The organism is Actinotignum inguinis (assembly GCF_051265835.1).
GTDB lineage: Bacteria > Actinomycetota > Actinomycetes > Actinomycetales > Actinomycetaceae > Actinotignum > Actinotignum timonense.
In genome coordinates this window covers 290,919-312,304 of the sequence record NZ_JBOZDP010000002.1, presented here as the reverse complement: position 1 = coordinate 312,304, position 21,386 = coordinate 290,919, and the positions used below count along the sequence as shown (strand labels likewise).

The window sequence follows — 21,386 nt, the reverse complement described above, 5'->3', positions numbered from 1 at the left end:
GTGGACCGATCTACACAACGGGGCTAAATGGAACCAAACCTACTAAACCGTAACCAACACATTTTGTCCTATAAGCCTTATACATCCACATCCGCGGGAGAATAATCCAGCAGAGGGAGTCCTTTAGTCAGAACCTCGCCGTAGGCGGTATCGGGATTGAGATCGCGCAAATCCTCGATGAGCATCGCTTCCAAGCTACGTACCGGCAAAGCAACCTCCTGGGGAGCCCGGCCCGGGCGGAGCATGATGCCATGATCATTGCCGGGGGTGCGATGCAGACTGAGGGCTGCGCCGTCGTCCAAGAACAGCTCCACGCCGGTAATCGGAGCGCCCTCCTGCGGCTCTATCTCCACCGGGACGTCGAGACGCAGCCGCAGCCACGCGGCAAGTAAGAAAAGCGAGGAGCGGTGGGGCCGCCCCCACACCTTCGCGCCGGTAATGACACGGGCTGGGAATTCATCAACCATGGAGGCGATGTAATTGCGCCACAGGGTAGTGCCCGCCCAACCCAGGTCAGTATCCCCCGGAACATAATTTGCGGAAAGGTGCTGAAGCGCCAGAGCCGGATGATCTGCGGTGCGGGTAGTCGTAATACGGCGCTGCGCGATGCGCCCAGCCGCGGTAGCCGCGGGGTTTTCCGGCATATTCTGAATCCACCACGTTACAACGGGAGTATCGGGGAGCAACAGCGGGGTGACCAACGTATCCACATTCTCCGCGGCACCCGCGTGCGCGCGCAAAATAACGATCTCGGACGCGCCGGCTTCCGATCCGGTACGAATTTCCGCATCGAGACGGGCGGTTTCTCCGGCTACCGGCAGTACCGCGATAATCCGCGAAGGATGGGCGCGAGAGGCTCCGGCCGCCGCTTCGAGAGCGTCGCGCACCCCTCCCTCGGTATGCGCGACGATAATGAGGGTGAGGACCCTCCCGAGGGCTCCTACCCCGGAAGTTCCGCGCAATTGATCAAGCTGCTGGCCCACCTGGGCAGACGTGGTATCGGCAATATGGTTAATCATGAAGCTTCCTCGGATCTTTTTCAGGCACGGGACGGGTGCGGGCTAGGGACGGCGCCAGGCATGGCCGTGGGCGGCGAGCATGGCATCGGCACCGGCCGGACCCCAGGATCCGGGCGCGTATGTTTCCAGAGATTCCGGGTGGGCGTCCCAATAATTTTCCACCTGGTCGATAATCCGCCAGGACTCTTCCACCTCCCGGGTTTGCGGGAAAAGCGGCGGATCGCCCAGCAGCACGTCAAGAATGAGACGTTCGTATGCCTCCGGGGTGTACTCGGTAAAAGCGTGCCCGTAGGCGAAGTCCATGGTGACATCGCGCAGCCGCATTTCCGAGCCGGGCACCTTGGAACCAAATTTAAAGGTGATGCCCTCATTGGGTTGTACCCGGATAACCAGGGTGTTTTGTCCAAGCCCGGCAACATCCGGGAAGGGGAGGAAAGGTGGGTTGCGGAACACCACCGCAATTTCCGAAACGCGCCGCCCGAGCCGTTTACCGGTCCGCAGGTAGAAAGGCACTCCGGACCAGCGCCGCGTCTCAATTCCCAGGGCGATCGCTCCGTAGGTATCGGTCACGGATTCCGCCGGGATACCGTTCTCTTCCCGGTAGCCGCGCACCCACTGGCCGCCCTGCCAGCCGCTCGAATACTGCGCCCGCACCGAAGCTTCTGCCGGGCTTCCGAACAGATGGGTGGCCTCGAGGACTTTCTCCTTTTCCGCGCGCAGGGCATCGGCATGGAAAGAAGTCGGCTCCTCCATCGCGGTGAGAGCAAGGAGCTGGAGCAGGTGGTTTTGGATAACGTCACGAGTTGCTCCGATACCGTCGTAATATCCGGCGCGCGAGCCAATCCCGATATCCTCAGCCATGGTGATTTGCACGTGGTCCACATGGGAAGAATTCCACAGCGGCTCATACAGTTCGTTGGCGAAACGCAGCGCGAGGATATTCTGCACGGTCTCTTTACCGAGATAGTGGTCGATGCGGAAAACCGAATCATGGGGGAATACTCCGCTTACCGAAGCATTGAGCTCACGCGCGGAGGCCATATCGTGCCCGAAAGGCTTCTCGATGACCACCCGGCGCCAGCTGCCCGGCGCCCCGCGATTAAGCCCCGCGGTGGCGAGTCCCTGGGTCACCACCGGGAAAAGACTGGGTGGGATGGAGAGGTAGAAGGCGAAATTTCCGCCGGTCCCGCGACTGGCATCCACATCGGCCATGGTCGCCCCGAGAGCGCGGTACAGCTCCGGATCATTGTACTGGCCCTCAACCATCCGCAAACCGCCAAGAATCTGGGCCAGGGTGGTAGCGATAACCGGGGTTTGGGCGCCTTTGCGGATAGCTGCTTCAACACTTCGAGCCGCGTCCACGGGACGGCGCGCCACTCCGATAATGGAGAACGACGGCGGCAACAGCCCCCGATTCGCGAGGTCGTAGAGGGCGGGAAGAATTTTGCGGTTCGCCAAGTCACCGGTGATGCCAAAAAGAACGATGCCGCAGGGGCCGGCCACGCGCTGGAGGCGGCGGTCAGCGACAGCCCGGAGTGGATTACCTGAGGTAGGAGCAACCATAAAATTCCTGTCGTGAAAAAGAAGGCGAGAATATGCGCCTGTCTTATGGTAGACGTTTGAGCGACAAAGCGGCACCGCGGTGTCCACGAGTGACAAGCCACCAGCGATGAAAGTTAATCAAGGTCGCGGGGCCGATGCAAGGGCCCCGCGACCTTGATGATATGACGCTACCGGTGCCGAACGACTACGGTTCCTGCTGGCTTGACGCCAGCTAGGACCGCTAATTGCCCGCTAGGCGCGCGCCGCTTCGATGGATTCGAGGGCGGCGGAGACCACGTGCTCAGCGGTCATCCCATATTCTTTCATGAGTTCACCACCGGGCCCGGATTCCCCGTAGGTATTGATACCCACACTGCGCCCGGCGTCCCCGACGTAGCCAGCCCATCCGAAGGTGGCGCCAGCTTCCACGGAGACCCGTGCCTTGACGTTGGGGAGAATCACCGCATCACGGTAGGCCCGATCCTGAGCTTCGAACCATTCCAGGCAGGGCAGCGAGATAACACGCGCACCCACACCCTGCTCCGCGAGGATCTTCTGGGCGGCTACTGCCAGCTGCACTTCCGAACCGGTAGCCAGCAGTTGCACGTCAACGGTCCCGGTGGGGGAGTCCGCCAGCACGTAGCCGCCCTTGAGGACGCCTTCGGTGGAGGTCCCTTCCAGAATCGGCACGCCCTGCCGGGTGAGGATGAGGCCGGTAGGCCCGCCGTCGACCTTCTCCAATGCCCCGCGCCACGCGGCAGCGGTTTCATTCGCATCGGCCGGACGCACAATATTGAGGCGCGGGATGGCTCGGTAGGCCCACAGGTGTTCGATGGGCTGATGGGTGGGGCCGTCTTCGCCTACGCCCACCGAATCATGCGTCCACACAAAGATCGAGGGGATATTCATAATGGCCGCCAGGCGCGCTGCACCGCGCATGTAGTCGGAGAACACAAAGAAAGTGCCGCCGTAGGCGCGGGTGAGTCCATCCAGGGTAATTCCGTTAATGATCGCGCCCATGGCGAATTCACGGATACCGAAGTGGAGGGTACGCCCGTAAATATCACCGGAGAACATCTGCGAGGAACGATGCGCGGGCAGGAAGGACGGTTCGCCCTTCATCGTGGTGTTATTCGAGCCGGCCAGATCAGCCGAACCGCCCCACAATTCGGGGAGCACCGGGGCGAGAGCATTGAGCACCGCTCCGGAAGCCGCGCGAGTGGCGATACCCTTGGGATCCGGCTCCCAGCTCGGCAGCTTCTTTTCCCAGCCCTCCGGGAACTTCTTGGCCCGGATGCGATCATAGAGCGCGGCTTCTTCCGGATGGGAGGCACGCCAGGCTTCGAAACGAGCATCCCAATCTTTGCGGGCCGCGGCCGCCCGCGCTGCCGCATTCTTACGGGTGTGGGCGAGCACCTCATCGTCCAGCGGGAAATCAATATCCGGGTCGAAGCCCAGGATTTCCTTAGTGGCACGAATTTCTTCCACCCCCAGGGCCGAACCGTGCGAGGCGCCGGTATTCTGCTTGGTGGGCGCCGGCCAGGCAATAATGGTGGAGAGCTTAATAATAGAGGGCTTATCGGTAACCTGCTGAGCGGCCAGAATCGCATCGTAGAGCGCCTGGACATCCTCCTGGTAGGAACCATCCTCCTTAATCCAATTCACGTGCTGGGTGTGCCAGCCGTAGGCTTCGTAACGCGCCAGCACATCCTCACTGAAAGCAATGGAGGTATTGTCCTCAATGGAAATGCGGTTGTCATCATAAATGAGAATAAGATTCCCGAGCTCCTGGGTGCCAGCCAGTGAGCAGGCCTCACTGGTCACGCCTTCCTGGAGGCAACCATCACCGGCAATCACGTAGACAAAATGATCAAACACAGATTCACCGAGCGGGGTATCGCGGTCAAAAAGCCCGTGGGCACGCCGGGAAGCCATCGCAAATCCCACCGCGGAGGCCAGGCCCTGGCCCAGCGGACCGGTGGTCATCTCCACGCCGTTGGTATAGCCGTATTCAGGGTGGCCGGGAGTCTTCGAGTGGAGAGTACGCAAGGCCTTAATATCATCAAGTTCCAGACCGTAACCGGCCAGCAGGAGCTGATTGTATTGCGTGAGGGAGGAATGCCCGGCCGAGAGAATAAAACGGTCACGGCCCACCCACGCAGAATCTGCCGGATCGTGGTTCATGACCCGCTGGTAGAGCAGATAGGCCGCCGGAGCCAGGGACATAGCCGTTCCGGGATGCCCATTGCCAGTTTTTTGTACCGCATCGGCGGCCAGCAACCGGGTTGTGTCCACGGCCCGCTGATCGAGCTGCGACCATTCGAGCTTCGCCATTGAATTCTCCTAACATAAGGTTGTGGTTACATGAGATGTGCCACGCACTAGTCTACTGGTCACGCGGGTTTCGCGCGCCCGGGGTGCACCTCCGTTCGCGCCCGGCGCGAGACCCTGAGCGCCTAACTATCGCGTCACTACGCGCGGCTACCGCGCACCCGCGAAGGAGAATAGATGGCTGAACCCGGCACCCCGCCCTTGCAGCGCGCTGTTACGCAGTTCCTCGCCCATATCAGTGTCGAACGTGCCTTATCGCGCAATACCGTGGCTGCGTATCGGCGCGATTTGCGTAAATATCTTGCGCACCTCGATTCCCGCGGGGTCACCAGCCCCGCTGAGGTACGCGAGGAGGACGTCGCCTCCTTTTCCGAAACGCTCACGGGAATGGCCCCGGCTTCTATTGCGCGGGCCGTGACCGCGGTGCGGGCTTTTCATGCGTTTTTATACGACGACGGCGCTTGCCCGGCCAATCCGGCTAGCCGGGTGCGCCCCCCGAAACTCCCCGCGCGCCTGCCCGAAGCCCTGACAATTGCCGAGGTCACCGCCATGATCGAGGCAGCTGGGGCCACTCCACCACCCCTGGGCCTACGCGACCGTGCCCTCCTGGAGGTTCTCTACGGAACTGGAGCGCGGATCTCCGAAGCACTCGGGCTTACCGCCGATGATATCGATACGGATACCACCACGATTCGGCTCTTCGGTAAGGGCCGCAAAGAACGCGTCGTGCCGCTGGGGCGCTACGCCCTGGAAGCACTGGATGCCTACACGACCCGGGCCCGCCCGGAGCTTGCCGCCCGCGGGGAGGGAGTGACCAAGCTCTTCCTCAATACCCGCGGGCGGGTACTTTCCCGCCAGAGCGCCTGGCTCATTATTCGCCAGGCATCCGAGCGCGCCGGTATTACCGCGCATGTCTCTCCGCATTCGCTGCGGCATTCTTTTGCCACCCACCTTCTCCAGGGCGGTGCGGATGTGCGGGTGGTTCAGGAGCTGCTCGGGCATTCCTCGGTGACCACCACCCAGATTTATACCCAGGTTTCCCCCGACGTGCTCAAAGAGGTGTATGCCACCTCGCACCCGCGGGCGCTGCGCAGCGAGTAGGAAGCGGGGTAGGCGCGGCGGCGTCGTTCTACGCTCTTCGCCAGAAATGGCACCGCAAATCCTCCGAGTTTAGGTACCCTAGAGATGTGACCGAACAGAACGCGCTTTTTGAAACTGAAAACGTGGATTTTCCCGAACCGGAGCCCTTGAAAGAACACGGCCCGGCGCGCATTATTGCGATGTCTAACCAAAAAGGTGGCGTGGGGAAAACAACAACGTCGATTAACCTCGCCGCGGCGCTGGCCGGGTATGGCCGGCGCGTTCTCATTGTGGATTTTGATCCGCAGGGCGCCGCCTCTGCCGGTCTTGGTATTAATGCCCGCGCGCTGGATCGCACCATTTATAACGAACTTATTGCCGCGAAACCGGATGTGCGGGGAATCATTCAGCATTCGAAAGTGGAGGGCCTAGATGTGGTCCCGGCCAATATTGACCTTTCCGCTGCCGAAATTGTGCTCATTAATGAAGTGGCACGCGAACAGGCTCTCAGCCGGGTGCTGCGCCCGGTTCTCGATGACTATGACGTCATCATTATTGACTGCCAGCCCTCCCTGGGTCTCCTCACTGTCAATGCGCTCACTGCCGCACACGGAGTTATTATCCCGTTAGAGGCGGAATATTTTGCCATGCGCGGGGTAGCACTACTAACCGAACAGATCGGCCGGGTGCAAGATCGCCTTAATCCCCGGCTCACCATTGACGGAGTCCTCCTCACCATGGTGGATATGCGTACCCTCCACTCGCGCGATGTGATGAGATCCGTGCACGAAGGATTCGGGGATAAGGTCTACCACACCTATATTGCCCGTACCGTGAAGTTCCCCGATGCCTCGGTAGCCGGAGAACCTATCACCCAATACGCGCCCTCGCACCCGGGTGCGGTAGCTTATCGGAAGTTGGCGCGCGAAGTGATTGCCCGCGGTCAGAGTGCCTAAGCGGGAGTGGGCGTGACCACCCTTTTTGATGTCTCCTCCGATTTTGACGTTGATCTCGACGTGTATTCGGGGCCATTTTCGGTACTACTCTCCATGATTTCCAAGAAAAACTTGGATATTACCGAGGTGGCCTTGGCGGAAGTGACGGATGAGTTCATCGCCTGGATTCGGTCTCGGCCGGAGGTAGATCTATCTACCACCTCAGAATTTTTGGTCGTGGCCGCCACCCTCCTCGATATGAAACTAGCGCGCTTGCTGCCGCGCCACGAAAGCGAAGAAGAAGATTGGGAGCTCCTTGAACAGCGTGATCTTCTCTTCGCCAAGCTGCTCCAGTACCGAGCTTTCAAAGAAGTAGCTCGGGATTTCGGGGCACGCCTGGAGGAAACCGGGCGGCGGGTGGGCCGTGATGTTCCCCTCGAGGAAATGTACGCGAAAGCGCTTCCGGAGGTGCGCCTCCCGCTCGGGGTCATGGATCTGGCCCTGCTGGCTGCCCGTGCTTTCACCCGTGATACTTCCGAGCCGCTGGTTCGCCTGGAGCATTTGCACTCCCCGGTTGTTCCGGTTGCCAGTCAAATTTCCTACCTAGAAGAACGTTTTCGAGGTGGCGAGTCTTTCACTTTTGCGCAGCTCTGCTCCGACGCTAGATCGGTGCAGGTAGTCGTGGCCCGTTTCTTGGCGGTCTTGGAATTGTTACGTCGGGGCGCGATAGCCGCCGAACAGGATGAGCCTTTGGGTGCACTGGTGCTGCGCCCCACGCCGGCTGATGATCGCGGGGCGGCCGGTGCGGGCGACGTCGCCGCGGAATACGGCGAGGTGTCGCCAACCAGCGCGCTGAGCAGCGACTAGACTGGGCATCAGGGCGAGCACTGTGCGCGTGCCGCTCCGAATCCGGAAGCTTAAAGGAGAATCTGTGGCTGATCTTTGCCCCGCCACCGCACTCGAGGCGGTGCTTTTTGTGGCGGCCACCCCGGTTCCCCTCGCCATCCTGGCCGAAGCGGTGGGCTTGAGCGAAGCGGAAACCCGCACCGAGCTGGAGAACCTGGCCCGGGAGTACCGTAGTGGGCGCCCGCGCGGATTCGAATTGCGCGAAGCGGGAGGGGGGTGGCGTTTCTACACCAATCCGTTAGTATCGGACGTTGTTCTTGCCCACGTGACCCGCGGACAATCGGGTAAACTATCCACGCCGGCTTTGGAAACGCTGGCGGTGATCGCTTATCGGCAGCCTGTTACCCGTGCCCAGATCGCGGCAATTCGCGGTGTGAACGTTGATGGAGTTGTTCGTACGCTCGCCACTCGCGGCCTCATTGAAGAAGCGGGCACTACACCGTCCACCGGTGCAGTGCTGTATGTGACCACCCCGTATTTCCTCGAAGCCATGGGTATGAATTCCCTGGATGACCTGCCTCCGCTGGCGCCCTATCTACCCGAAGCAACCGACCTTGATGATGTGGAAAGAGAAATAAGATGAGAGAACGCTTGCAAAAGATCCTGGCCCACGCGGGGGTGGGTTCCCGGCGCGCTTGCGAAGCGCTCATTGCCGAGGGGCGGGTGGCTGTGAACGGCGCCGTCGTGACCGAAATGGGAACGCGTGCGGATGCCGAACGTGACACCATCCACGTGGATGGTATGCCAATCGCCGTGAAACCCGATCTCCTGACCGTCGCGCTTTACAAGCCGCCGGGGGTTGTTTCTACCATGGATGATGATATGGGCCGCCCGAGCCTCGCCCAGTACGTGGAGAAATACGAGCAACGGCTCTACCACGTCGGGCGCCTGGACGAAGATACCGAGGGCCTGATTCTGCTCTCGAACGATGGCGAACTTACCCATCGGCTCACCCACCCCTCGTACGAGGTCCCCAAAACCTACGTGGCGCGGGTGGAAGGCCAGGTGACGCGTGGCCTCGCGCGAGTGTTGGAAAAGGGCATCACCCTGGAGGACGGACCCATCCGGGTGGATAAATTCGTACTGCGGGAATCGCAGCCGCGCAATTCCATCGTGGAACTCACGTTGCATTCGGGCCGCAATCGGATTGTGCGTCGCATTATGGAAGAAGTGGGACACCCCGTTATGGAACTGGTGCGCACCCGTTTCGCCACTATTGATGCCGGGAGGTTGCGCCCCGGTAAAAGCAGGGTTATCGCAGGAAGTGAGCTCTCGGCCCTCATGCATTCGGTAGGGATGTGATGCGCGCCGGTCCGGTCCTTATTATCGGTTCGGGGTTGCTGGGCGCTTCCCTCGGACTGCGGCTACGGCTGCGCGATATCCCGGTGTATCTGGAGGATGCTTCTCCGCTCGCGGCGGCCCTCGCCCGTGATCTGGGGGCGGGGGAGGAGCCTCCGGAAGATGCCTGGGTGCCGAGCCTCGTGGTAGTTGCGGTTCCCCCGGATGTGACGGCGCAGGTGGTGAGCACGGCCCTGGATCGTTTCCCCACCGCGCTTGTCACCGATGTTGCCTCCGTTAAGGGCGTGGTGGCGGATCGCCTTGCCGCGCATCCCGAACGAGCCCGCTACGTGGGTTGCCATCCCATGGCCGGTCGGGAACGTTCGGGGGCGATCGCCGCGGATGCCGATCTTTTTGAGGGCCGTCCGTGGGTGATCTGCCCGCGCCCGGAGACCCGCGAAGAAGATATTGTGCACTTGCGCACCCTGGCTTTGGATTGCGGGGCCATGCCGATTCTTGTGGAGGCAAACGCGCATGATCGCGCCGTTGCCCTTGTCAGTCACGTTCCGCAATTGGTGTCGTCCCTGCTGGCGGGCACGTTGAACGACGCCGCAGCTACCGAGCTGAGCCTCGCCGGCCAAGGTTTACGCGATATGACTCGGTTGGCCCATTCGGATCCGCAGCTATGGACCGCGATTATCGCCTGTAATTGCGCGGCGGTTGCTCCCGTTCTTCGCGATGTTGCCGAGCGCACCGCCACCCTGGCCAGCACACTCGAAGAAGCCGCGGGTGCGGCGCGGGCACCCGGGCTGGCCCGGGCGGTTGCCGCGGTGGTCGCTGCAGGTGGGCGCGGGGTGGCGCGTATTCCCGGCAAACATGGGGGAGCTCCCCAGCGCTACACCGAAGTAACCGTCCTGGTTCCGGACCGCCCGGGTGAATTGGGCCGCCTCTTCACCGAGGTAGGGGAAATCGGCGTGAATATTGAAGATTTTTCTCTTGAACATTCCGTGTCCCAAAAAGTAGGGCGGGCACGGTTATCTGTAGCTCCGGCCGCTGCCCGGGATCTCACCGGGGCTCTCGCCGCGCGCCAGTGGCAAGCTTTTATTGAAGGAGGAGAGCATGAGTGAGATGGGCACATTGGGCATCCCACGCCCCGAAGCTGCGGGCTATCCCATTGCTATTGACGGACCCTCCGGCTCGGGTAAATCCACCGTGTCCCGCCAGGTTGCCCGGGAACTTGGGCTGCGCTACTTGGATACCGGGGCAATGTACCGCGCCGCGGCCTGGGCCGCGCAGCGTGCCGGCGTGGAGCTCACTGATGGGCCGGCCGTGACCGCCGTGGTGCGGACAATGAAACTTGAGATGCCCCTCGATCCTGATGAACAGGTGATTAGCTGCGAAGGTGAAGATATAACCGCCGCTATTCGCGCTCCGGAGCTTTCCCGGGTAGTTTCCCAGGTGGCCGTCAATCTTGAGGTACGAGCCGAACTCATTGCCCGGCAGCGGGCCATTATTGCAGCGCACCCGGACATTGTGGTGGAGGGGCGCGATATCACCAGCGTCGTCGCCCCCGATGCGCCCACAAAAATTCTTCTCACCGCATCGGAAGAAACACGTTTGGCGCGGCGGGCCCGGGAGGTACGCGGAAGCGTAGCGCCCGCTGCCCTAGCAGCTACCCGCGCGGAAGTGAGCGAGCGGGATGCGAAGGACTCGACGGTCGCTTCTTTCCTGGAAGATCGCGACGGAGTCGTTACAATTGATTCTTCTCAGATGAGTATTGCGGACGTGGTGGCCGCGGTGCGAGCGCTGGCACAGGGCTCTCGAAAGGAACAGGAATGACTGAGGAATACCGTGATATGAGCACGGAGGGGACCGCCCCGGACGATGCCGAACGCGTACTCCGGGCCGGTCTGGACGCCTACGATCTGGACGAAGCCGATCTGGCGCTCCTGGCCGGTGAGGAACCCCAGGAGCAGGCGGCTGCCCGCGCGCTACCCGTGGTGGCGGTTATTGGGCGCCCGAATGTGGGCAAGTCCTCCCTGGTGAATCGCATTGTTGGTAAGCGGGTGGCCGTGGTGCAGGACGTTCCGGGCGTGACCCGTGACCGGGTATCTTACGAAGCCGAGTGGGCGGATCGCCGCTTCCTCCTCATGGATACCGGCGGTTGGGAACGTGATGTTGCCGGTCTGGATCGCGATGTTGCCCTGCAGGCCGAAATTGCTATTGACCAGGCCGATGCCGTTATTTTCGTCGTGGATGCCGCCGTGGGTATGACGGATACCGATGAGGCTCTGGTGCGGGTACTGCGCCGCTCGCGCAAGCCCGTGATTGTTGCGGCCAATAAAGTAGATTCGCCCCAGCAGGAACCGGATGCGGCGTATCTGTGGTCTTTAGGGCTGGGGGAGCCGTACCCGGTATCCGCCCTGCACGGGCGTGGCTCGGGGGATCTTCTCGACGTGGTCATCGGTGCGCTTCCTGCGGAACGCGAGGTACCGGCACGTCCCGTTCACCGCGGCCCGCGCCGGGTCGCGATTGTGGGGCGCCCGAATGTGGGCAAGTCCTCACTGCTCAACCAATTAGCTGGGGAAACGCGCGCCGTGGTGAGTGATATTGCCGGAACCACTCGCGATCCTGTTGACGAAGTCATTGAGCTAGACGGTACCCCGTGGACTTTTGTTGATACCGCTGGAATTCGCCGACGGGTTCACCAAACTCGCGGGGCGGATTATTACGCGAATCTGCGCACCCAGCGCGCGCTGGCGGAAGCGGAGCTGGCCCTGGCTCTTATCGATGCCTCCGAGCCGCTGACCGAACAGGATATTCGGGTGATCCAGCAGGTGATTGACGCTGGGCGCGCCCTGGTCATCGTCTGCAATAAATGGGACGAAGTGGATGACGAACGTCGCTTCGAACTTGACCGCGAATTCGAGCGGGAGCTGGTTCAGATCCAGTGGGCCGCGCGCGTCAATCTTTCGGCAAAAACCGGATGGCATACCAATCGGCTCTCCAACGCCATGACCACTGCGCTGCGATCCTGGGACCAGCGTATTCCCACTGGCAAACTCAATGCTTTCCTCAGCGAATTGGCGGCCGCGCACCCGCATCCGGTGCGTGGAGGCAAGCAGCCGCGTATCCTCTACGGCACCCAGGCTTCCACCCGTCCGCCGCGTTTCGTGCTTTTTGCCACCGGCTTCATCGAAGCAGGCTACCGGCGTTTCTTGGAAAATCGCTTGCGGGCCACTTTCGGCTTCGAAGGCTCCCCGCTTCAGATTTCGGTTCGGGTGCGCGAACGGCGCAAGAAGTAGCGGAGATGGGGTACGACGGCGCAGCTAGTGGCGTCGTCGTACTTCCACCACCGGCAGGGATCGCGGCAGGAAAGCTCCCATCGCTGCCCCCGGCGTTCCGGCTAGCGCGCCGAGCGCGGCAGTAGAACCTCCGGAACGCTCACGCCGGTGGAACCGGCGATAGCGCTGATTTCTTCCGCGATGCCGTAAGCCACCGCTTCACGTGTTGCCGCACCCAGGCGTTCGGCGGGCGCGGTGACGGATACCGCTACCCGCTCGCCGTTTTTCAAATCCACGGGAACCGCCACGCAAGCAATCCCCGCTTCGTTTTCTTCCACTTCCATACCCCAGCCGTAGCGGTGCACATGCTCGATACATTCTTCGATAGCGGCGCGGGTAGGGGGAGTATCGGTGGGGACACTCAGGTACCAGTCAATTTCCGCGCCCGTCACGTTATTCGCGCCCAGGAGGGCACGCCCGAGCGCGGTGGTGACGGCCGGCGCATTACGCCCGATATAAGAAACCACTCGAATGGGCCGGTCTGGCTCCACCTTATCCAGGTAGGTGACAACTTGACCGGATAGCTTGCCCAGGTGCACCAACTCGTTAAAGCGGTGGCAAATAGCAACCAGGGCCGGGTGGAGTTGGTCCACCACGAATTGGGTGCGCGTAGTGTAGCGAATGATCGGATCGACGCCGTCCCCGAGGAAGTAGTAACCGTTGTCGGGATCCTGGTTCACCCAATCCCGGTAGCGCAGCGAACGCAGAGTGTGGTGAACCGTGGCCTTATTGGACTCTACCGCGGCTGCGATATCGGAGAGGGGAGCACCTTCCGGTCCGCGGCGTGCTAAAAACTCGACAACGAGCAATGCACGATCAATGGAGGAGAGCGGAGCGCGCTCCTCAGGAGAAGTACCGGACACCTCAAGCTCCTTTACTCAACGAGGGTATAACTGCAGGCCGGGAAAATCATACCGCGGGATTTCAATATGTGAAACATGGAAATGAGGATATCAGGCAGTCAGTGTTGAATAAGAAAAGGCCCGGAATCCGAATACTTCACACGTCGCTCAGGGGTGCCGTCCGGAATGAAAATGAGGTACAATCATTTCATACGTACGAACGGGCGTTTCACGTAAAGAAACATACGGGTGCGGGGGTGCCCGGCCAGTTCGTCGTCTTATAAAGGAATACTGGGTGGTGACATCGGGAGCGGTGTTCACTCACCGGGTGACCTTACGGCAGGAACGCGGCGCATGCCCGCGATCCTGCGGGGCGGCCGCCGGTGGATCGCACGTGGAGCTGTCCCGATCCAACTATCAAAGGTGATGTATATGAAACTCAATCTCAGCTCGCTTTCCCACGCGAGTGATTACGAAGCAGCCGGTATTCAAGTTCCGGCTTTTGATGTGGCCGCCACGCAGGAGCGCGCGCGCACCAACCCGCGCTGGTTGCATATCGGCCCGGGTAATATTTTCCGGATTTTCTTGGCTCGCATTGCGGATGACATGCTGGCAGACGGCAAGTACTGGCCGATTACCGGTGTGGTTCCCATGGATCCCGCTGAAATGGAAAAGCAGCTCGAAGCTTTTGATCTGCTGACCCTGGGCGTTATTCTTTCCGGGGACAAGCGCGATACCCGCGTTATCGCCGGCCTGGCTGATGGCCTGGCCACCCGCCGCGACGGCGATTTTGACCGGCTCGTCTCTATTTTTACCAAGCCGGAGATGACCACGGTAACTCTTACCATTACCGAAAAAGGCTATGTCATTCAGGATTCCCAGGGTGAGCTCTCCGAAGCTACCCGCGCGGATATCGCTTCGGATCCGTACGCTAACCATGAAAACACCATGGCACTGCTGGCCGGGCTCCTCGCGCATCGCTACCAGGCGGGCGGAGCGCCCATTAACTTCATCTCTGCGGATAACTTCTCCCACAACGGCGATAAGCTGCGCGATTCGATATTGCAAATTGCCCGCGGGTGGGTGGAGCGCGGCGCACTCAGCCAGGAATTCCTGGACTGGGTCAGTGATGACACCAAGGTTGCTTTCCCGATTTCCGTGATCGATAAGATCACCCCACGGCCCTCGGAAGAAGTTTCGGAATACCTGACCGGTCTTGGCTTTACCGACATGGGTATTGACCACCTCGGGCGCACCCCGATTGCCGGGTTTGTCAACGCCGAACCCACCGAATACCTCATTATCGAAGATAAGTTCGCGGCCGAACGCCCGCCTTTTGAGGACTACGGCGTGTACATCACCGATCGTGAAACCTGCGATAAGTTCGAGCGGATGAAGGTCACCACCTGCCTCAATCCGCTCCACACCGCACTGGCAGTGTCCGGTACGGTTATGCGCTTCCCGACCATTGATTCGGAAATGCGCGATCCCGATTTGGCGAAGATGGTCAATATCCTCGCCTATGATGAAGCGATGCCGGTAGTAACCGATCCGGGGATTATCGATCCGAAGGACTTCGTGCGCGAGGTTCTCGAGGAGCGTTTCCCCAATAGCGCGCTGCCGGACAATCCGGCCCGTATCGCTATGGATACCTCGCAGAAGATTCCGATCCGTTTCGGTGTCACGCTGCAGGAGTACCAGCGCCGCGGTCTGGATATGGACAAGCTGCGCGTGATCCCGCTCGTTTTCGCGGTGTGGGCACGGTACCTGCTCGGTATCGCGGACGACGGCGAAGAATTCACGCCGTCTTCCGATCCGCTGCTGGAAGAACTCCAGGGGCACCTCAAGGGAATTAAGCTTGGTGAGAGCGTTGATGCTCACGCCGCGCTCAAGCCCATCCTGTCCAATGCCAATATTTTCGGCCTCGACCTGTATACCACTCCGCTGGCGGAGAAGGTCGAAGCCCTGTTCACGAAGCTCATTGCCGGTCCCGGCGCTGTGCGTGCCACTATTCACGAGGAGATCAACTAATGAAAATGACATTCCGCTGGTACGGCGAAGGTCACGACCCCATTCCGCTGCAGTACATCAAGCAGATTCCGGGCGTGTCCGGAATTATGGGAACCCTGTCCTACAAGGCGGCCGGGGAGAACTGGGAAAAGGACGAAATCAAGGTCCTCATCGACCAGGTTCACGAAGCCGGGCTCGAATGCGAAATCATCGAATCCGTGAACGTCCACGAGGACATCAAGCTCGGACTCCCCAGCCGTGACGAATACATCAAGAACTACTGCACCACGCTGGAAAACCTCGCGGAATTCGGCGTCAAGGTGGTTGTCTACAACTTCATGCCCGTTTTCGACTGGCTGCGCACCGAACTCGCCCACGTGAACGAGGATGGCTCCACCTGCCTGTACTACGATCACTCCGAAATCGAAGGCATGACCCCGCAGGATATCGTCAATAAGACGGCTGAAGAATCCGGCGGCCTCACCCTGCCCGGCTGGGAACCCGAACGCCTGGCCAAGCTGGACGAAGTCATGGCGCTCTACCAGAACATGACGGTGGAGAAGCTGCGCGAAAACTGGAAGTACTTCCTGGACGGCATCATCCCCACCTGTGAAAAGGTCGGCATTAAGATGGCCTGCCATCCGGACGATCCGGCCTGGGATCTCTTCGGTATTCCGCGCGCCTACAAGAGCCTGGATGATATCAAGGAAATCCTGGCCCTCAATGATTCCCCGATGCATTCCCTGTGCGTGTGCATCGGCTCGCTCGGCTCCAACCCGTCCAATAACGTCGCGGAGATCCTGCGCTACGTGGGCGAGCGTGGCCGTATTGCGGCTTCCCACCTGCGTAACGTCAAGTACCTGGGGGAGAAGACCTTCAAGGAAGCGGCCCACTGGTCCGCGGACGGCGACCTCGATATGCAGGCCGCGGTGGAAGCCATTTACGATACCTGCCCCGATATTTACGTGCGTCCCGATCACGGCCGCATGATTTGGGGTGAAGAAGGCCGCCCCGGCTACCCGCTGTATGACCGGGCACTGGGTACCCAGTACCTCCTCGGGCTGTGGGACGGCATTGACAAGATGAAGAAGGCGGCAAAGTAGTGTCTCAGCAACTTCCAGACGTTCGTCCGTTCCTGGAAACCCACCCCATTGTTCCCGTTGTGGTGATCGACGACGCCGCGCAGGCGCCCGAGGCCGCCCGCGCCCTGGTGGCCGGCGGTATCCACTGCGCCGAAGTGACCTTCCGTACCGCTGCCGGCGGGGAAGCCATTAAGGCCATGCGCGATGTGGAGGGTATGACGGTGGGTGCTGGAACGGTTCTCACCCGGGCCCAGGCGGAAACCGCCGCGGACCTGGGCGCGAAGTTCTTCGTTTCCCCGGGCTGGAGCGCCGGCGTGGCCGATGTGGCCGCCGAACGCCAGATTCCCTACCTTCCGGGCGTGCAGACCGCCACGGAAATCATGATGGCTCTCGAGTACGGTGCCACCGCGGTGAAGTTCTTCCCCGGTGGGGAAGCGGGCGGGCTGCCCATGGTTAAGGCCCTGCGCGGTCCCTTCCCGAATACCTACTTCGTGCCTTCGGGCGGGGTGAAGCTCGCGAATATGGCCGAATGGCTCTCCGATCCGGCTATCCTGTCCGTTTCGGGTTCGTGGATGATCAAGCGCGATCTGATTTCCTCCGGGAACTTCGCGGAGATCACCCGCCTGTCCCAAGAAGCATCCGATCTAGCTAAGGAGATTCGCAAGTGAGCGACGCCCTGACGATTAAATCCGCCGAGGAAACCACCTACGATATTGTCTCCCTGGGTGAAGTCATGCTTCGCCTGGATCCGGGTGCCGGCCGTATCCGCACCACCCGGCAGTTCGCCGCCTCCGAAGGCGGCGGGGAGTACAACGTGGCCCGCGGCCTGCGGCGCGCCTTCCAGAAGCGTGGCGCGATCCTCACCTCCCTGGTGCGTAATGAAGTGGGTCTGCTGCTTGAGGATCTGATCCTCACCGGCGGCCTGGATACCCGTTTCATTCATTGGGTCGACGACGACGGCATCGGCCAGTCGGCTCGTAACGGCCTCAATTTCACCGAACGCGGTTTCGGGGTGCGCGGAGCGGTCGGCTGTTCCGACCGGGCCCACACTGCGATTTCGCAGCTCACCCCGGAGGATATCGATCTCGATTACCTCTTTGGCGAGCTCGGGGTGCGCTGGCTGCACACCGGCGGGATTTACGCGGCCCTCTCGGAGCAAGCTTCGGAAACGGCGCTGGCGGTTATTAAGAAGGCCAAGGAATACGGCACCATCGTGTCCTATGACCTCAACTACCGTCCCTCGCTGTGGAATCTGCACGGTGGAAAGGCCCGCGCGCAGGAAGTGAATAAGTCCCTGGCACCCTTCGTGGATGTCATGATCGGTAACGAAGAGGACTTCACCGCCTGCCTCGGTCTGGAAATCGAAGGCGCAAATGAAAACCTCGATAATCTCCAGGTGGAATCCTTCCACAAGATGATTGAGAAGGCAGCAGAAACCTTCCCGAACTTCAAGGCCATCGGTACCACGATGCGCCAGGTCCGTTCGGCAACCATCAACGACTGGGGTGCAGTGGCATGGAAGCGTGACCAGGGCTTCGTGCAGGCCACCCAGCGTGATGGCCTAGAGATATTCGACCGCGTGGGTGGGGGAGACTCCTTCGCCTCCGGGCTTATCTTCGGGCTCATGGAATACGGTGATGTCCAGAAGGCAGTGGAACTCGGGGCCGCCCACGGCGCCCTCGCCATGACCACGCCGGGTGATACCACCATGGCTACCCGTGCCGAGGTAGAGAACCTCGCCCGCGGTGGCTCGGCGCGCGTCAAGCGCTAAGGCCGTATAAGCTGCACAGGTGCAGCGTACGCCACGCGCTAAAGCCGCATAACCGCGGCGTGCGTCACGCGCCTATCGCGCGGCTTGCCTTCGAGTGAGCTAGCTCAGGGCGCACACCGCACACAACGCAATGAGTGGGGAGCAGATCCGGGCATCCGGATCTGCTCCCCACTGCATTCACGGAGCCGCATGAACCGAACCTGGAAACGAAGTGGTCCGGCCCGGAACTACCGTGAACCGTGCCCGCAAACAAAGTGTGCGGGAGAGCACCGTGTCGGGGCGATTTCGCGTTCCCTACGCGCGCTTGGCGGGGACCACGGTTCGACATGCGCACTTTGAGGAGGAGAGAGCCCAGGCCGCCTAACAGAATGTACGTGGGTGACAGTTTTTGCGCGATTTAATGTCCGTGGCGTACACTCTGTGCCCCTAACAGTCCAAAATGCACGTTTTGCAGCCTTGACGCTTGAGAATGACCCACTCTACCTACCTCGCCCGCGGGAGATGGGGTGTTTTTTCGGGATGTACTTCGCATGTACGACAAGCGCAGTACAGCTCTGAAAACAGATACCCCCTCGCCCGGGGCCGATGTGACTATCGAAGTTCGTGAGGTCCATGAGACTCTCGCGGGAAGACCGCAGCGTTTGCCCGAAATCAAAGCGCAACGGCAGCTACATTACACACACCCTTGCGCTATTAGTTCAGTTTCAACTCGCGCTTGAGATTACCCGGCAGTGAAGTCCTCACGGCGGCGGCCGGTGTACTGGATTGCGATACGGTCCTCCGGGCGAGTATCAACAAGGTAAATAACTGCCAGGAACAGCCATTCCAGGGGTTTCATAGCGAGCCATACGACGTCCGCTGCGAGGCGGGTGCAGATGAGTCGCGAGAGCGGGAAGCCGTAACGGTTATAGAAGCTGCGGATTGCCCGATGTGCCTTCGGGGTCTTTTCTTCGAGAACCTGTTCGAAAGCATTCGCAATAAGAAGTTGGCGATTCACGGTAATGCGATGCCCGCCGCGCACTCCGTCCCGGATCGGTTTGACTACCGCCGGGTGCCCACCGGCTGCCACGGTACACAGATAGTGTTCGTCGTAGTACGTATTGGGAGGTGCGATGCGCTGCGAAAGCGTCCAGTCACTTGTTTCCGTGAAGGCTTTGATGGCGGCGTTTGGTTCCTGGCCGAAAAGCACCAGAATAAGGAGGAAGATACCCAGCACAGGGATGAGGGCGAGCAGAGCGAGAAGGGGCCAGTTTCTAGCTTGGGAAAGAATCCTTTCAAAGTAGGCGAGCACGCCAGATCCGACCGCCCGTTCCTCCTGGGTATCCTGAACTCGAGGCCCGTTCTGCACATCCTGCGCATCCTGGATGTCCGGCACCCGCCGATCCGCCTGAGTCTCCTGGATAGCTTGGGGTGCGTGGGAATGAAATTCGTGGATTTTCACGATGATTGTTTTCGCGGAGATCAACACTACCGCGGTGACCGGCAACAACAGAATGAGATTTTCAGGTCCCCCAGGCCGGAATGTTTGAATAGTCCATACGATAACAATCGCGTTGCCAAGATAGATGCACGAGAAGCAGAGAACCGTGAGAAGTGGCGGGATCTGGCTGAGCGGCTTGAGCCGCACGTAAAGAAAAGCTACCGAGCATACGATGCACAGCAGCACTAAAAATGGCTGAAAATCAGTGTGGACCGGCGTATGCGTCTGGTCATTGACGAGTTGCTCCGACCAATCGGCATAAAAGACCACCCTGTATCTCATCGAGATAGCGGCCAAATGGAAACTAAGCGCTAGAAAGATAGTCCAGACATCATGCGCTACTTCCAGAACCGGCAGCGGCTTCCCCCGTATTGCGGTGATGAGCGCGATCACCTGGTAACAGGTGAGAATAACCGGGTACGTGGTCACCCAGGGGAGGAGGGTGAAGAAAACCGAAAGGAAAATGAAAGCTTGAGGGTCCCACGAAGCCCCCGGGTTAAGCTGTCCCGTATATGCGGTATAGAGGAGATACCCGGGGACTGCAATAACATAGGCAAGAAAAATCTGCGTGAGGTAGGGGTGCCGCTTCACGAAACTACGCTTGCGGGCCTGAGACATCCGGATCCTCCTCAGCCGTCTTCCGCTTGCTTCCGGTGGCGCAAGCGTCACCCCAGATTCTAGATCGCTAGCAAGCCGATGTAGGTGAGGGTACCGGCGGCGAGGGAAACGAGCATGCGGCGCCCAGAAAGCTCGTGCGCCAGGATCGTGACGGCGCTGGCTACGCTCACGTACAGCACAGATTCAGCAGACACCGGAAGGACTTCGTTGCGTACCATCGCCAGGGCCAAAATGACCAGCACCCCCACCGGGAGCCAGACCGAGAGCGCTCGAACCAGGCGCGAGCGGCGCAGCGGATGCAAAATGAGGAAGGGAATCCCGCGCAGGCACAGCATGAGAGCCAAAGAGCCGAGCAGGACAGCCAGGAGATAGCTAGTCATCGCAGATCACCTACCTCGCCTGCTGCGCCGCCCGGGGAAGGTGCTGCGCCGTCGTTCTTCTTGACACGAGTGCGCACCACGAAACGCACCACCAAGAACAGCGCGAAAAGACTCATCGCGACGGGCAGAAGGGCGCTCGGCGCACATAGCTGCGCCAGCAGGAACGCGAGGCCGGCACCGAGCACGCCGGGAATATCGCGGCGTGCGTGGAAAGCGTCCAGGGCGAGGACGATGAAAAGGGCGACGAGCGCAAAATTAACACCACGAATCTGCCCGGGGAGGAATCCGCCAATCGCTACTCCCAGTAGTCCGCCACCAACCCAGCATGCCTGGAGCACAGCTTGGAGAGAGATGAGCCGGCGTTGGTTCCAGACGCCCGGATGCGAGGTGGTGATCGCGTAGGTTTCGTCGGTGAGGGAGTAGACGCAATACATGCGGGCAAGCGGGTGGGTGAGCTGCGCGATGGGATACGAAAACGCGTAAAAAACGTGACGTACGTTCACGAAAAAGATGGTGAGGAGAATCGTGAGGACCGGTGCGTGTGCGCTAATGAGGGCGACGGCGAGCAGCTCAGCCGAGCCGGAATAAATAAAGAAGGACAGCGCGGGAGCAAGCCACCACGGTTGGCCGTACTGGATGACAAGAAGTCCGAAGGCCATGCCCAGGGGGATCATTCCCAGGCCGGCGCCCGCGGCCATCTGTGCTCCGAAGCGTACATCTGATACGTGGGAAGGCATGCGCCCTATTGTGGCACTGGCGGGGGAGCGG

19 protein-coding genes are annotated in these 21,386 nt (G+C 60.5%); 12 read left to right on the top strand and 7 right to left on the bottom strand.

What is annotated here, in order from left to right; all coding sequences use genetic code 11:
* Nucleotides 1-77: 77 nt before the first annotated feature.
* The 3 genes from ACRQFC_RS02635 to tkt all read right to left on the bottom strand — a co-directional run bounded on the left by ACRQFC_RS02635 (nt 78) and on the right by tkt (nt 4,895).
* On the bottom strand, nt 78-1,019 hold the full coding sequence (locus tag ACRQFC_RS02635) for a glucose-6-phosphate dehydrogenase assembly protein OpcA (RefSeq protein WP_320757165.1): 942 nt from the start codon (nt 1,017-1,019) through the stop codon (nt 78-80).
* A gap of 42 nt (nt 1,020-1,061) precedes the next feature.
* The gene (gene zwf / locus ACRQFC_RS02630) at nt 1,062-2,582 is read right to left on the bottom strand and encodes a glucose-6-phosphate dehydrogenase (RefSeq protein ID WP_320757164.1); all 1,521 of its coding nucleotides are present in this window, start codon (nt 2,580-2,582) and stop codon (nt 1,062-1,064) included.
* A 231-nt stretch (nt 2,583-2,813) separates the two neighbouring features.
* Complete coding sequence (gene tkt / locus ACRQFC_RS02625) at nt 2,814-4,895, bottom strand: transketolase (protein WP_320757163.1); 2,082 nt, start codon at nt 4,893-4,895, stop codon at nt 2,814-2,816.
* Between the two features lie 174 nt (nt 4,896-5,069).
* Between tkt and xerD the strand changes: the two genes are divergently transcribed.
* The 8 genes from xerD (at nt 5,070) to der (ending at nt 12,396) form a co-directional block, all read left to right on the top strand.
* On the top strand, nt 5,070-5,993 hold the full coding sequence (gene xerD, locus ACRQFC_RS02620) for a site-specific tyrosine recombinase XerD (RefSeq protein ID WP_320757162.1): 924 nt from the start codon (nt 5,070-5,072) through the stop codon (nt 5,991-5,993).
* Nucleotides 5,994-6,079: 86 nt separating this feature from the next.
* Nucleotides 6,080-6,928, top strand: a complete 849-nt coding sequence (locus ACRQFC_RS02615) for a ParA family protein (protein WP_016442765.1) — start codon at nt 6,080-6,082, stop codon at nt 6,926-6,928.
* A 12-nt stretch (nt 6,929-6,940) separates the two neighbouring features.
* Nucleotides 6,941-7,774 (top strand): segregation and condensation protein A, encoded by an 834-nt coding sequence (locus tag ACRQFC_RS02610; protein ID WP_320757161.1) that lies wholly within the window; start codon nt 6,941-6,943, stop codon nt 7,772-7,774.
* A gap of 64 nt (nt 7,775-7,838) precedes the next feature.
* Nucleotides 7,839-8,396: an SMC-Scp complex subunit ScpB gene (scpB, locus tag ACRQFC_RS02605; protein ID WP_320757160.1), complete on the top strand. Its 558-nt coding sequence runs from the start codon at nt 7,839-7,841 to the stop codon at nt 8,394-8,396.
* Nucleotides 8,393-9,115, top strand: a complete 723-nt coding sequence (locus ACRQFC_RS02600; RefSeq protein WP_016442768.1) for a pseudouridine synthase — start codon at nt 8,393-8,395, stop codon at nt 9,113-9,115. The genes scpB and ACRQFC_RS02600 overlap by 4 nt, the downstream gene beginning before the upstream one ends.
* Entirely contained in the window at nt 9,115-10,218 is a 1,104-nt protein-coding gene (locus tag ACRQFC_RS02595) for a prephenate dehydrogenase (protein ID WP_320757159.1), read from the top strand. The genes ACRQFC_RS02600 and ACRQFC_RS02595 overlap by 1 nt, the downstream gene beginning before the upstream one ends.
* Entirely contained in the window at nt 10,211-10,930 is a 720-nt protein-coding gene (gene cmk / locus ACRQFC_RS02590; protein ID WP_320757158.1) for a (d)CMP kinase, read from the top strand. The genes ACRQFC_RS02595 and cmk overlap by 8 nt, the downstream gene beginning before the upstream one ends.
* Nucleotides 10,927-12,396, top strand: a complete 1,470-nt coding sequence (der, locus tag ACRQFC_RS02585; protein WP_320757157.1) for a ribosome biogenesis GTPase Der — start codon at nt 10,927-10,929, stop codon at nt 12,394-12,396. Before cmk ends, der begins: the two co-directional genes overlap by 4 nt.
* 101 nt (nt 12,397-12,497) lie before the next feature.
* Here the strand turns inward: der and ACRQFC_RS02580 are convergent, their stop codons facing one another.
* Entirely contained in the window at nt 12,498-13,298 is an 801-nt protein-coding gene (locus tag ACRQFC_RS02580; RefSeq protein ID WP_016442772.1) for an IclR family transcriptional regulator, read from the bottom strand.
* A 411-nt stretch (nt 13,299-13,709) separates the two neighbouring features.
* Between ACRQFC_RS02580 and ACRQFC_RS02575 the strand changes: the two genes are divergently transcribed.
* Genes ACRQFC_RS02575 through ACRQFC_RS02560 form a run of 4 tightly spaced genes read left to right on the top strand, consistent with a single transcriptional unit; the run spans nt 13,710 to nt 18,140 of the window.
* A complete protein-coding gene (locus ACRQFC_RS02575) occupies nt 13,710-15,308 on the top strand; it encodes a mannitol dehydrogenase family protein (protein WP_435734640.1) in 1,599 nt (532 codons plus the stop codon).
* Nucleotides 15,308-16,390: a mannonate dehydratase gene (uxuA, locus tag ACRQFC_RS02570; protein ID WP_016442774.1), complete on the top strand. Its 1,083-nt coding sequence runs from the start codon at nt 15,308-15,310 to the stop codon at nt 16,388-16,390. The genes ACRQFC_RS02575 and uxuA overlap by 1 nt, the downstream gene beginning before the upstream one ends.
* The gene (locus tag ACRQFC_RS02565; RefSeq protein WP_087070782.1) at nt 16,390-17,037 is read left to right on the top strand and encodes a bifunctional 4-hydroxy-2-oxoglutarate aldolase/2-dehydro-3-deoxy-phosphogluconate aldolase; all 648 of its coding nucleotides are present in this window, start codon (nt 16,390-16,392) and stop codon (nt 17,035-17,037) included. The genes uxuA and ACRQFC_RS02565 overlap by 1 nt, the downstream gene beginning before the upstream one ends.
* The gene (locus ACRQFC_RS02560; protein ID WP_320757156.1) at nt 17,034-18,140 is read left to right on the top strand and encodes a sugar kinase; all 1,107 of its coding nucleotides are present in this window, start codon (nt 17,034-17,036) and stop codon (nt 18,138-18,140) included. The genes ACRQFC_RS02565 and ACRQFC_RS02560 overlap by 4 nt, the downstream gene beginning before the upstream one ends.
* A gap of 721 nt (nt 18,141-18,861) precedes the next feature.
* Here ACRQFC_RS02560 and ACRQFC_RS02555 read toward each other — a convergent pair.
* Genes ACRQFC_RS02555 through ACRQFC_RS02545 form a run of 3 tightly spaced genes read right to left on the bottom strand, consistent with a single transcriptional unit; the run spans nt 18,862 to nt 21,355 of the window.
* Complete coding sequence (locus ACRQFC_RS02555) at nt 18,862-20,238, bottom strand: DUF6688 domain-containing protein (protein WP_320757155.1); 1,377 nt, start codon at nt 20,236-20,238, stop codon at nt 18,862-18,864.
* 59 nt (nt 20,239-20,297) lie between these two features.
* Nucleotides 20,298-20,618, bottom strand: coding sequence for an AzlD domain-containing protein (locus ACRQFC_RS02550; RefSeq protein ID WP_320757154.1), 321 nt, complete (start codon nt 20,616-20,618; stop codon nt 20,298-20,300).
* Nucleotides 20,615-21,355: an AzlC family ABC transporter permease gene (locus ACRQFC_RS02545; RefSeq protein WP_320757153.1), complete on the bottom strand. Its 741-nt coding sequence runs from the start codon at nt 21,353-21,355 to the stop codon at nt 20,615-20,617. The genes ACRQFC_RS02550 and ACRQFC_RS02545 overlap by 4 nt, the downstream gene beginning before the upstream one ends.
* Nucleotides 21,356-21,386: the final 31 nt, after the last annotated feature.